Raw genomic sequence first — 13,214 nt, forward strand, 5'->3', positions numbered from 1 at the left:
GATGGTAAAAACAATTTTTGCTGAAGGTAAGCCTCAGAGTATAGCTGAAGTACTGGAAAATAAAGATGAACGAGTCAAGCTTCAGCAAGAAATTTTGCAAAAGTTTCCAAAGATTACACTATTGGATGTTAAATTGAATATTCCCGGACCTATTAAAAACAATTGTTATTTAGAAAAAATATTTGCCGAAGGTATTTTTGATTTAGAAAAAATTTTTCAAAGTAGTAATTTGCCTTTTATTCTTTATGAACATTGGGAAAAATTAACAGGCCCCGAAAATTTTTACCTTGTTAATAGTAACTATAGAGTTGTAAAAGAAAAAGCAGTTGAATTTGAAGATCATCAAAAACTAAATCGACTTTTTGATGCTGATGTTTTAATTAATAAGCAAAAACAGGCTATATCCCGCAAAGAATTGGGTATGCCTGTTCGCAGATGTTTTTTATGTTCAAGACCTGCCAAAGAATGTGCTCGTTCGAGAAGACATTCAGTCTCAGAATTACAAAATTATATCACTAATTTGTACAGGCAGGAGATAACGTCTGATTAAAACTAAAGAGTGTCATTCTTATGCAAAACTCTTTCTGCTATTCCACTAGTAGTGATCAAGTGAGTTATTACGCCTGTCCTTAACGCTCCCAAAAGAGCATCTTCTTTAAAGCGATTTCTAACAATTACAAAGCGATCAGGAATTGCAAAAATATTAGAAAGGCTGATACCAGATATATGTGGCTCTATGGGACTATAAAAACGTCCTTTAATATCATAAGGCCTGCCAAAAATAATTCCTGCTAATTGATTTTTCTCCAGACCAGCAAATAGTTTGTCAGCATAATGATCCATAAAGAATTGACCTGATTCTAACGACTGGAATGTTCCGATACTTGCAAATACTAGGTCGAGCTGTGAGAAATATTTTTCTATGTATTCATAATATGGTTCTTTATGAACCTTTTTTACTAAAGTGGGATCAATCGCATAAAGAGGGGCAGGAAAAGTTAGACATTTTGCGCTGAACTTATTGGCAGCATGTTGAATTAATGGCAGTTTACGCTTGCTTGCATTAACCACTTGACCTAACAACTGCACAAAAGTCAAATCATCACGCGTTTCTACTGAAAAATCATCAATAATGTCTCTTAAGAGAGTTCCCCAAGTTAAACCAATGACATGAGAGGAATTAATATAATTCTGTATTTGTTTAGCCGCAAAGTTAACAATCATTTCATTATCTTGATTTTTGGTTTCTTTATCTTCTAAGATATAAACTTCTTTTAAATCAAAGAGTCTTTGGAATTCACGCTCAAGTTTTTGTGCCCGTTTAGGACTTTGATAAATACTAATTTTCACAATTCCCTTATCTTCGGCTTCTTCTATTGCTTTAGCTATAAGATAACGAGAGAGATTATACTTTTTCGAGATTTCTGCAATGTTCAGTTTGCTCAAAAAATAGTCATGTGCGATATTCGCAAGTTGTTCATCTGTTAACAATGTCATTTGCTTATTCCTATTCTTTATACTTTACATTTGTTTTAATTATATTAGAAAAAAAGCTTTAATACTATAACTTAAGTAACTTTTAAGGAGAAAAATTTTTAGTAAATGAGACGAAATCTAAATTTGACTTTTTTATTCAAGTAAATCACAAAACTTTGCATGTGTAATTTTTTGCAAATCTTGAGGTTTTAGAAATACACTACGTCCTATTTTGCCACTTGAAACTGCAACATTTTCTTCACTAACCATACTATTGTCAAGAAAAATGGGAAAGTGATGTTTAAAATAAATCCCAATAGGAGTATTGGCACCATGTACATAACCGGTAGTCTTTTCTAAATCTTTCAGAGGCAACATTTCACATTTTTTATTACCTGAATTTTTCGCTAGTTTTTTCATACTTAAATGTTCAGTTACTGGAATCACTGCTACTAAAGCAGGTGTCTTATTTCCAAAACACACGAGAGTTTTATAGACCAAGTGTTCTTTCTCGTTTAAAATAGATGTATCCATTTTTGCCACACCACCTGAGTCTTCATGTGTAGCAAATTCTGCTTGGCGATAAGAGATTTTATTTCTATCCAATATTTTTTCAACAAGTGTTTTTTCAATCTTATTTTTCCTTTTTGACATAATGATCACCTTTTTAATGATAGCATTGATAATAGGGAAAATAAAAAGGGAGTTAAAAAAATAATGAAATTATTAATTATTAAAATAGAAACTAGTCATGAAGTTGAAGATGCACTAAATATATATAGTCATGATATACTGCACTGTTTGGGTACTGAAACACGAAGGCGCTCGGACTTTGAACAAGCAGGCTGGGAATCTGATTCAACTATTGTTAAATTAGACGAAATAAAAGATTTACCTAAGGATATGCAATTCTTAGCGTATTTTGACACAGAACAAGATAAGGCTGATTTAGTTAAAAAGTACCAAAAAAAGTTGTCTGAATTAAAAAGCTATGGTTTGAAAATAGGCCAGGCTAAAGTGAGTGCTTCTTATATTAAAGATGAAGACTGGAATACAGTATGGCAAAAATTTTATCATCCAATTTCGTTTTCTAGACACCTTGCAATAGTGCCTGAATGGGAAGAATATGAGCCTGCATTTAAAGACCAGAAAGTAGTTAAGCTTGATCCAGGCCTAGCATTTGGAACAGGTTCACACAAGACCACTCAACTAGCATTGTTAGGACTGGAACAAACTTTAATCAAGCCAGAGACTGTTTGTGATGTTGGCACCGGCTCTGGAATTTTAGCAATTGCTTCATCTGTTTTAGGAGCGAGATCGGTTTTAGCAACGGATATATCTGACGAGGCAATAACTGCTGCTAATGAGAATATATCTTTAAACAATTTAAATAATATAAAACTACAGAAGACGAATTTATTAAATAAAGTTAAGGGTAAATATGATATTATTGTAGCAAATATTTTAGCTGAAATTTTGCTTGATTTAATTCCAGAATTGGATGAACATTTAAATTTAAACGGAAAAGTGATTTTTTCTGGGATAGATTGTGACCAGATTGAAAAAATCAAGAAGGCTTTGACTGTAAATGGGTTCCATATTATATTGTCAATGCAGCAGGGACGTTGGATTGGGCTAATTATTGAAAGAAAAGATAACTAAAAAGAGTTATAATAGATAATTAAATTAGTAAGGAACTGACAAGTTGATTGATAAACTAAAAAATATTCCTTTTTTTAAAAAGTTAAATAGCTATAAGATAACACCAGTAATTTGCTGGAGTATATTAGTCATGGTTTTGCCACTCTTATTTAGCCTGTTTTCAATAGGGACTATTTATCGTGTGGGTCTCTTATTTATAGTACTCAACAGCATAATCAGCTATCACATTGGCAAATTGATTAAAGCACTTAATTTAAGGCACTATTGGCTATTGTTTATGCCGGGCTGTTTTTGCTTAATTGTTTTATTGAAATATGCCAATTACAATTTTTTATTTGGGTTAATTTACCTGATTTTGGAAATATTTGGTTTAATGGATAATCAAATCTATGGTTAGTGCTAGAAGGGGCGATATTCTATGTCAAAGTACATTGAAATGACACATGAGCAGGTGATAGATACCTGTAAAAAATATATGAATGATGATCAAATTGCATTTGTTGAAAAAGCATATAAATTTGCTGAAAATGCTCATAAAGATCAAAAAAGAGCTTCTGGACAACCATACATCGTTCATCCTACCCAAGTTGCTGGCACTCTTGCTCAATTAAGTCTTGACCCTGATACAGTAGCTGCAGGATTCTTACATGATACTGTAGAAGATACCCCAGTGACCAATGACGATATTAAAGAAAACTTCGGTAAAGATGTAGCTTTTATAGTAGATGGCGTTACTAAGTTAAATAAATACCAATATAAATCACACCAAGAATTTCTAGCTGAAAATCACAGAAAAATGTTGATTGCAATGGCAAAAGATATTCGTGTGATTATGGTCAAGCTGGCAGACAGACTGCATAATATGCATACATTAGAGCATTTGCGTCCTGATAAGCAACGCAGAATTGCATCGGAGACAATGGATATATATGCGCCTTTAGCCGATCGTTTGGGTATCGGAACAGTTAAATGGGAACTCGAAGATATGAGTTTTCATTATTTGAATCCCAAAGCATATTACCGCATTGTTAATTTAATGAGTCTTAAACGTAGTCAAAGGGAAAAATATATTCAAGATGCGATCAAGACACTTAAAGAAAGCTTGGATAGTCTGGGAATCAAGTATGAAATATATGGTCGTCCGAAGCATATCTATTCTATTTATAAAAAAATGGTCAACAAGCATAAAGATTTTAATGAAATTTATGACTTGTTAGCAGTACGTGTGATTGTTAAAACAGTTAAAGACTGTTATGCGGTTTTGGGTGCTGTTCATACTAAATGGAAACCAATGCCAGGTCGCTTTAAAGATTATATTGCTGTACCTAAAGTTAACGGCTACCAATCACTTCATACTACGATTATTGGCCCTGGTGGCAGACCTCTTGAGATACAAATCAGAACCGAACAAATGCATGAAGTTGCTGAATACGGTGTGGCTGCTCACTGGGCATATAAGAGGGGAAATTTTAAAGGCGTAGAACAAACCAGTTCAAATGAAAAATTGGACATGGTCCGTGAAATTTTAGAATTAAAAGATGAAACTTCAGACGCTGATGAATTCATGAAAAGCGTTAAAAGCGAGATCTTCTCTGATCGCGTTTATGTTTTTACTCCTAAAGGTGAAGTTTATGAACTGCCAAAAGGTTCAGTTACCTTAGATTTTGCTTATGAAATCCATACTCAAGTGGGTAGCCATGCAGTTGGAGCTAAAGTCAATGGCAAATTAGTACCGTTAGATTATAAGTTAAAAAATGGTGATGTCATTGAAATCATGACTCAATCTAATGCCACCCCATCACGAGACTGGGTAGATCTGGTTAAGACCTCACGTGCACGCAATAAAATTCGCCGGTACTTTAGAAATCTTGATCGTGACCACAGTATTGAACAGGGCGAGCAAATGGTTGCGGACAAATTGCGTGAGCAAGGACTTTCACCCAAAGTATTTATGTCTAAAGAACATATCGAGCCTCTTTTAGAGCAAATAAATTACCACACTGCTGATGAAATGTATGCTTCAATCGGCTTTGGTGATCTCTCGGCAATTGGTGTGGTCAACAGGCTAACTGCGGATATACGGCACGAAAATGAAAAGAAAAAGCAACAGCAACTTGAAGAAGAAATTCTGAATTCAGGGCAAAAATCAGTTTCGGAAACTCCACCAAGTAAAAAAGATTCTAAGGCAATGAAGATCAAGCACAAAAATGGTGTTATGATTCAGGGCATAAGTGATCTGATGCTTCATTTAGCTAAGTGCTGCAACCCAGTCCCAGGAGACGACATTGTCGGCTATGTTACTAAAGGTCGCGGTGTGACAATTCATCGAACAGATTGTCGCAACATTGTAAATAATGACGAAAGCAGGGGCAGACTGATCGAAGTTCAGTGGGAAAATGTTGAAGAAAACAGTGCTCAGGCATTTAATGCCAATATTGAAGTTTTTGGTTACAACCGAGGAAAGCTGCTTACTGATGTTATTACAAAGTTAAATACGTTAACACCGAATATTAATAATATTTCTGGTAAGGTTAACGAGGATAATATTGCCCATATATATGCTACAGTGGCAGTCAACAATTCAGCTCAACTGGATGGAATTTTGACTAAGTTAAGGGATATACCAGACGTATACCAGACAAGGAGGGCTGATAATTAATGCGGGTTGTGATTCAAAGAGTTAACAGGGCTAGTGTAAAAATAGCTGAAAATACAGTAGGACAAATTTCCAAGGGTTTATTACTGCTAGTTGGTTTAAAAGAAGGCGATGGAGCTGACGTTGTTAAAAAAGCTGCAGCTAAAATTGCTAAAATGCGTATCTTTGAAGATGAAAATGGTAAAACTAATTTAGCAATTAAAGATGTAGACGGACAGATTTTAAGTGTCAGTCAGTTTACATTGTTAGCAGATACCAAAAAAGGCAATCGACCAAGTTTTATCAATGCAATGAGACCACCAAAATCAAAAGAGTTATGGGAACAGTTTAATGAAGAATTGGAGAAACTGGGTTTAACTGTAGAAACAGGTGAATTTGGTGCTGACATGCAGGTTGATTTACAAAATGATGGTCCTTTCACAATCGTATTGGATTTGTAAATATCATGCATAGTAGTACTACAGGTTGACTTTTTGCTAGGAAAACTATATTCTAAAAAAGAATTATCAATGACAAAGACTGAAGTTTAGTATTTTTATTCAGAGACCACCTGTTTTTAGTGGAAGGGTGGTAAAAAACTAACTGTGACCCCTTTACCAGATGATGATCGCATCGCGAGCGTTATTCGCAGCAGGTAAAAGGTGGTACCGTGCTAAATCAGAGCGCCCTTGATTTGTTCAAGGACGTTTTTTTATTAAAAGGATGATTAAATGAGAGTTCAAAGACCTAAAGGAACAGTTGACATTTTGCCAGGTGAATCTGGTTCATGGGAAAAGGTGGAACAAATTTTACGTGACTTTTTTAAACGAGCAAATTATCGCGAAATTCGCACACCCAGCTTTGAAAATTACAATGTTTTTTCACGTTCAAGTGGTGAAACTTCTGATGTAGTTGAAAAAGAAATGTATGATTTTAATGATAAAGGTGGCAGACACATTGCTTTAAGACCTGAAGGGACAGCTGGAGTTGTGCGTGCTTACGTTGAAAATAAGCTTTATGCACCAGAAGTAGCGAAGCCTTTAAATGTTTATTATATTGAATCAACTTTTCGTTATGAAAGACCTCAAGCAGGTCGTCAACGTGAATTTCACCAAATAGGAATTGAAAGCTTTGGTTCTTCTAATCCACTAGCTGACGTAGAAACAATTGTCCTAGCTCATGATTTATTAGCCAAACTCGGTGTAAAAAATTATGAGTTACATATTAATACGCTGGGTAATGCACAAGTTCGTCAAGATTATCATGATGCACTGGTCAATTATTTTAAGCCTGTCAGAGAAAAGCTTTCAGAAGACTCAAAGAGAAGGTTAGAAAAGAACCCTTTGCGTATTTTAGATTCCAAAGATGAACAGGATAAGCAGTTTTTACCAAATGCTCCCAAAATAGTTGATTATTTGGATCAAGAATCAAAGGAAAACTTTGATCAAATTTTAGGAATGCTGGATCAATTAGACATTCAATATGTCATAGATAATGATTTAGTACGCGGATTAGACTACTATACTGGTGTGATTTTTGAATTTATGGTCGAAGATAAAAGCATTTGGGAATCTGCTTCAACAATTCTTGGCGGTGGTCGTTATGATAACTTAGTAGAGGAATTTGACGGACCAAGTACTCCAGCAGTTGGTTTTGGCATTGGAGAAGAACGCTTGATGCTGGTATTGCAAAAGCAAAATCCAGAACTTTTTACAGATCAGGGCATTGATTTCTTTATTACCAATATCGGTCAAGAAACAGAAGTAAAAACAGTTGAAATTGCTCGTTTATTGCGTAAGCAAGGTTTGAAAGTTCAATATGATGTTGATCAAAAGAAGTTAAAAGCTCAATTTAAAAAAGCGGATAGAGCTAAAGCGAAATACGTTATTACACTTGGCGACCAAGAGTTAGCTGCCAAAGTTTTAAATGTTAAAAGACTTGCTGATGCTAGAACATTTAAGTTTAGTTTCAATGATCTCGAAAATATGAATGCGGTAATGAAACAATTAAAGGAATAAAAAATGGAAAAAAGAACTGACTATTGTGGTAATATCACAGCAAAATTTATTAATCAGAGTGTAAATTTGTATGGCTGGGTACAACGTGTGCGAAATCTAGGTAATCTGGTATTTATTGATTTACGCGATCGTGAAGGCCTTGTCCAAGTAGTAGTTAATCATGATTCAGGTCAAGAATTAATGGCTATTGCAGATTCACTAGGAAATGAATATGTAATACAGGTCAAAGGTAAAGTAGTTAAACGTTCAAGTATTAATCCTGACATGAAAACGGGAGAAGTCGAAGTCGAGGCTAAAGAAATCAATGTGTTGAACAAAGCCAAGAATCCGCCATTTGAAGTTAAAGATAATGTTGAGGTTGCCGAACAGACTCGGCTAAAGTATCGCTATTTGGATTTGCGTAGACCTAACTTGCAAAATGCTATCATTTTACGGTCAAAAATTTTACGAGCAACACACGAATTTTTTGATCAAAATGGTTTCATTGACATTGAAACACCAATTTTAGGAAAGTCTTCACCCGAAGGTGCACGTGATTATCTAGTTCCATCCAGAATTTATCCTGGCAGTTTTTACGCTTTGCCGCAATCTCCTCAGCTTTTCAAGCAACTATTGATGGGAGCGGGCTTTGACAAATATTACCAACTAGCTAGGTGCTTTAGAGACGAAGACTTGCGGGGTGACAGGCAACCTGAATTCACTCAGATTGATATGGAAACCTCTTTTACCGATGAACAGCAGGTACAGGACTACACAGAAGGCTTGCTCAAGAAAATCATGAAAGACGTAATGGGAATAGATCTGAAAACTCCAATTGACCGCATTTCTTGGACAGATTCAATGAATAATTACGGAACAGATAAACCAGACACTCGTTTTGGCATGTTGATACACGACTTAAGTCCAATCTTTAAGGATAGTGCTTTTAAAGTCTTCTCTGGTGCTATTGCCAATGGTGGCTTTGTTAAAGGGATTGCAGTTAAAGATGGTGCTCAAAAATACTCTCGCAAACAAATTGAGAAAAAGCAGGACTATATTAAGCGCTACCATGCAAAAGGTTTGGCTTGGGTCAAATTTGAAGATGGTGAGTTCTCTGGTCCAATTTCTCGTTTCTTAACTGATGAAAATAAAGCTTCTTTAATCAATGAATTTAACTTGCAAGGCGACGAATTAGTCGTATTTATTGCTGACAAATGGAAAGTTTGTTGCGACTCGCTTGACCATTTGCGTCGTGAATTCGCTAAAGAAACAAATATTATTCCAAAACATGTATTTAACTTTGTGTGGGTGGTTGATTGGCCATTATTTGAATATGATGAAGGATTCGGTAGATGGATTGCAGCGCACCATCCATTCACTATGCCCGATGATGAAGGTATTAAATTATTGGATACTGAACCGCACAAGGCTCACGCTCGCAGCTATGATATAGTTATGAACGGTGATGAATTGGGTGGAGGTTCAATACGTATTCACAAGCGTTCAATTCAGGAAAAAATGTTTAAGGCACTCGGTTTTACCAAAAAACGTGCCTATGAACAATTTGGCTACCTTCTTGAAGCTTTGGATATGGGCTTTCCACCACATGCTGGACTTGCCATCGGGCTTGACCGTTTTGCAATGCTGCTTGCTGAAAAAGATAATATCCGTGATGTATTGGCATTCCCGAAAAATGCCAATGCTTCAGAACCAATGATGCATGCACCTGCTCCTGTATCTGAACAACAATTAACCGATTTGGGTATTGAGGTCGAAGATAAGTATCAAGACGATGTAGCTAAAATTGAAGCAAACTTGAAAGTACAAGCCGAAAAAGATGCTGCACAAAATACCAGTTGGGATTAGGAAAGTTTAAAAGTATTTTTAACTAAAGCAAAAGAGCTGTGAAAATTATACACAGCTCTTTTGCTTTTTTATTTGTCCTCATTCAATTTTGATTGGGGACATTTTCTTATGATGTAGCGCTTACACAGACTTATATAATAAAAATGTCGGAAGGAGAAAAGAAATGGTTAAAGATTTGAATCAATCCATAATCAACTATTTGAAAGTAAATCATGGTTTCAATTCTTCGGCTAAAATTTCGCAAAAATTAAACGTCTCACGTAAAACGATAATTAGGAGGATCAATCAGTTAAATCAGAATTTTCCAGAAAAAATAATTATTTCTAAAAGAAGTAAGGGATTTGAATTAGTTTATCAAAATTATTTAAAGTACGAAAATAAAAAATCTGCTGCTTTTTCGGAAATCAATGAACGTCAAGAAAATATTTTAACCAGGCTCTTAATTGCATCTCCTAAAGCAGTTTCAATTACAGATATTATTAATAGTTTATATGTTAGTGAAGCAGTAATTCAAAATGATGAAAAAATGATTTCTGCAAAAATTAAAAGATGGAATCTGTCATTAATTCGCAAACAACGTTTTTTAAGCATCAAAGGAACAGAAAAAAATATTAGAAATGCCATTATTGAAGTAGTTTTACATGTTAACAATACAACAGAAATTAGTAGTTTGCGAAATAGTATTGGACAATATGATGACCAAGATTTTGACTTCGCCTTAGAACAATTAAAACTGGCAATGAAATCTCTAAATAACAATCTTCCTTATCCTTATAATATTAATTTTTTTACACATATTTATATTCTGTTAAGCAGAGCAAGAAAATTTAAATCAGTAAATTATTCAGTTGAGTCAAAGTCCAGTATAACAAGAAAATCAAAGGCAAATCCTGAAATTTTCAAGATTTGCCAGAAAATTATTCAAAATATTGAAAATTATTTAAATGTACGGCCATTATCTTTAGAAGTTGAAACTTACTACTTATTTGAATATCTAATTTCCTCAAGATTTTGTGAGAAAAAAAGTGAAATAACTTCTGATGATCATAAATTAGCAGAACGAGTTTCTCAAGAATACATTACATTGGTTTCACAATTTCTAAATACCGGTTTTAGCAAATATATATTGAATGATATTAAAAATCATATTTTTTCAATGATCATTCGATTAAAAATGCAAGTATCCTTACCAAATGCTTTATTAAATGACATTAAATTGGAATATGAGAAAGTTTTTGAAGCTACTAAGTTAGCTTCAAAACAGGTGGAACGTGAATTTCACTTACCAGCAATTTCAGATAATGAAACAGGTTTTATATGCCTTTACTTCGTTAAATACTTAGAAGCTCAACCACGTAGGAATAAAAGGGTACGTGTTTATATTATTTGTACAACAGGGATTGGTACTTCAGAAATAATTTCAACAAAAATAAGAAAATTAATGCCTGATTTAAAGGTAATAGGCTTAGGTTCCAACCTCGAGATAGAAGACATACTAAAAAAACATAAGAATATTGACTTGCTGATAAGTACAGTTCCATTATCGGTAAAAACCAATGTACCAGTTGAACTAGTTAGTGCTTTTTTAACAAAAGAAGATGAAAAAAATGTCAGACAAGCAGTCTACAGAATCCAAAAGCAGCGATGATTTTTTTATAAAAATAAATGTTGACCAAAAAATTACTAAAAAAGAACTTTTTTCTCTGATATCCAAAAGCGTTGCCAGTAAAAAAAAATTATCACAAAAAGAACTTTTTAAAAGCTTGCAGGCCAGGGAACAGGTTAAAAACACTTCTTTTGGAAATGGTATTGCCTTTCCTCATATTATCTTAGAAGAAAATGTGATTCCTAATTTAATAATTTGTAAGTTAGCTCAGAAAATAGATGAATGGAAATGTCCAGATAGTACTGCTGTAGATACTTGTTTTATTTTATTGATTAGCCGTAAATCTCAAAAGAATAGTCCGAGAATCAAAAGATTGATCAAAATTTTCCGTAAATTTGCAGATAAAAACGTCATTTCCAAAATAAGTCAATGTCAAACAGCAGAAGAAATAGAAAAATACTTGTAAAGGAGGAAGATCATGAAAAGTGGACCCTAAAAAGTTTGTTTTTCAGAAAATATAATTTATTAATTTTTGGAGGTAAAAATGGTTTTAGTAACAGGAAAAAGATTATTGGATGTAGCACATAAAAATCACTTTGCAATACCAGCTTACAACGCTGGATCTGGACAACTTTTTACAGCAACTCTGGAAAAGTGTATTGAAGATCAAACACCTTTTATAATGGCGATTCATCCCACCGAGCTGGCATTTTTGCGTGATAACTTTGTGGGGCAAGTTTTACAGGGCATTAACAAAACAGATTTGCCAATTGCTTTACATTTAGATCATGGTGCTAGTTATGAAGACTGCATTCATGCTATTCATTTAGGCTTCACCAGCGTTATGATTGATTGCTCTATGAAACCATATGATGAAAATATTGCCACTACAAAAAAGGTGGTCGAGGCAGCTCATGCCACTGGAATATCAGTTGAAGCTGAAATAGGAACAATAGCTGATACTGGTTATGATGTCAACGGCCATTTAACAAACGATGTACATTACACTACACCTGAAATGGCTAGGGATTTTGTTGAGAAAACAAATGTTGATTCTTTGGCAATTGCAATTGGTACCGCCCACGGTCTTTACCCTAAAGATGTACAGCCTAAATTGAAGCCGGAAATTGCAAAACAAGTTTCAGAAGCTGTAGATGTACCATTAGTTTTGCACGGAGCTTCAAATAATCCTGACGATAAAATTCAAGAAGCAATTGACAATGGCATAAATAAAATAAACATTTCAAGTGATATCAAAATTGCGTTTGCAACTGGTTTGCGTCATTTGCTCGATAACAGTGATCCAAATGAAATGCGCGAGCCAAAATTAATGTTTCCAGAAGCAATGATTGAAGAACAAAAAGTTGTACATCATAAGAATGAACTCTGCAAAGCAACTAATAGAACCCATCTATATTTTGAACACGAAGAGCCAGTTGAAGTACCTTACAAAATCGAAAACTTCCAGACTGAAACATTTAAGGCATAAAAGTATTTGGTTTTACATATGGAAAATATTACTTCTGTTTTGGATCCTAAGGTTATAAAAATTGGGCTTAATGCTAAAAATAAATATGAAGTTATAGTGCAATTAGCAGAGTTGCTCAAAAATGCAAATTATATTGATAAAGTTGATCCCTTTGTCCAAGATATTTATTTACGAGAAAAAGAAGGCTTAACCGGAATAGGTCAAGGCATAGCAATCCCTCATGGAAAAAGTGATGATGTTAAACGAATAGGTGTTGCTATTGGAATTTTGAAACATGGCATTGAATGGGAATCATTGGATAACGAGAAAATTAGAATAGTTATTTTGTTTGCTGTAAGCAATGATACCAATTCAGCAAAGAATCAATTAAAACTATTGTCAATATTTGCTGGGAGATTAGGACATAAGCAAGTTGTTGACAAATTAAAAAAAGCTGAAAGCATTCAGGAAGTGATTGATGCTTTTAAAGAATAAAGGAGATGT

General features: G+C 34.2%; 12 protein-coding genes. 10 read left to right on the forward strand and 2 right to left on the reverse strand.

Annotated features, from left to right (window positions below; all coding sequences use genetic code 11):
* Nucleotide 1: 1 nt before the first annotated feature.
* The gene (gene citX / locus LACWKB10_RS05270; RefSeq protein ID WP_034979696.1) at nt 2-550 is read left to right on the forward strand and encodes a citrate lyase holo-[acyl-carrier protein] synthase; all 549 of its coding nucleotides are present in this window, start codon (nt 2-4) and stop codon (nt 548-550) included.
* Nucleotides 551-552: 2 nt separating this feature from the next.
* On the opposite strand, the gene LACWKB10_RS05275 is transcribed toward citX, so the two are convergent.
* Complete coding sequence (locus LACWKB10_RS05275) at nt 553-1,497, reverse strand: sugar-binding transcriptional regulator (RefSeq protein ID WP_034979699.1); 945 nt, start codon at nt 1,495-1,497, stop codon at nt 553-555.
* A 132-nt stretch (nt 1,498-1,629) separates the two neighbouring features.
* On the reverse strand, nt 1,630-2,130 hold the full coding sequence (gene ybaK, locus LACWKB10_RS05280; protein ID WP_034979702.1) for a Cys-tRNA(Pro) deacylase: 501 nt from the start codon (nt 2,128-2,130) through the stop codon (nt 1,630-1,632).
* A gap of 63 nt (nt 2,131-2,193) precedes the next feature.
* On the opposite strand from ybaK, the gene prmA reads away from it, so the two are divergent.
* From prmA to LACWKB10_RS05330, 9 genes are all read left to right on the forward strand, one after another.
* Nucleotides 2,194-3,138, forward strand: a complete 945-nt coding sequence (prmA, locus tag LACWKB10_RS05285) for a 50S ribosomal protein L11 methyltransferase (protein ID WP_034979705.1) — start codon at nt 2,194-2,196, stop codon at nt 3,136-3,138.
* A gap of 418 nt (nt 3,139-3,556) precedes the next feature.
* Nucleotides 3,557-5,797 (forward strand): bifunctional (p)ppGpp synthetase/guanosine-3',5'-bis(diphosphate) 3'-pyrophosphohydrolase, encoded by a 2,241-nt coding sequence (locus LACWKB10_RS05295; RefSeq protein WP_034979712.1) that lies wholly within the window; start codon nt 3,557-3,559, stop codon nt 5,795-5,797.
* Entirely contained in the window at nt 5,797-6,234 is a 438-nt protein-coding gene (gene dtd / locus LACWKB10_RS05300; protein WP_034979714.1) for a D-aminoacyl-tRNA deacylase, read from the forward strand. The genes LACWKB10_RS05295 and dtd overlap by 1 nt, the downstream gene beginning before the upstream one ends.
* A gap of 270 nt (nt 6,235-6,504) precedes the next feature.
* Complete coding sequence (hisS, locus tag LACWKB10_RS05305; protein ID WP_034979717.1) at nt 6,505-7,791, forward strand: histidine--tRNA ligase; 1,287 nt, start codon at nt 6,505-6,507, stop codon at nt 7,789-7,791.
* A 3-nt stretch (nt 7,792-7,794) separates the two neighbouring features.
* Nucleotides 7,795-9,636: an aspartate--tRNA ligase gene (aspS, locus tag LACWKB10_RS05310; protein WP_034979720.1), complete on the forward strand. Its 1,842-nt coding sequence runs from the start codon at nt 7,795-7,797 to the stop codon at nt 9,634-9,636.
* Between the two features lie 163 nt (nt 9,637-9,799).
* Nucleotides 9,800-11,284: a PRD domain-containing protein gene (locus LACWKB10_RS05315; RefSeq protein WP_034979722.1), complete on the forward strand. Its 1,485-nt coding sequence runs from the start codon at nt 9,800-9,802 to the stop codon at nt 11,282-11,284.
* Entirely contained in the window at nt 11,244-11,708 is a 465-nt protein-coding gene (locus tag LACWKB10_RS05320; RefSeq protein ID WP_034979724.1) for a PTS sugar transporter subunit IIA, read from the forward strand. Before LACWKB10_RS05315 ends, LACWKB10_RS05320 begins: the two co-directional genes overlap by 41 nt.
* A 78-nt stretch (nt 11,709-11,786) precedes the next feature.
* The gene (locus LACWKB10_RS05325; protein ID WP_034979728.1) at nt 11,787-12,731 is read left to right on the forward strand and encodes a ketose-bisphosphate aldolase; all 945 of its coding nucleotides are present in this window, start codon (nt 11,787-11,789) and stop codon (nt 12,729-12,731) included.
* Between the two features lie 18 nt (nt 12,732-12,749).
* A complete protein-coding gene (locus tag LACWKB10_RS05330; protein ID WP_034979855.1) occupies nt 12,750-13,205 on the forward strand; it encodes a PTS sugar transporter subunit IIA in 456 nt (151 codons plus the stop codon).
* The last annotated feature ends 9 nt before the right edge of the window (nt 13,206-13,214 follow it).

It is taken from the genome of Lactobacillus sp. wkB10 (assembly GCF_000760615.1).
GTDB classification, from domain to species: domain Bacteria; phylum Bacillota; class Bacilli; order Lactobacillales; family Lactobacillaceae; genus Lactobacillus; species Lactobacillus huangpiensis.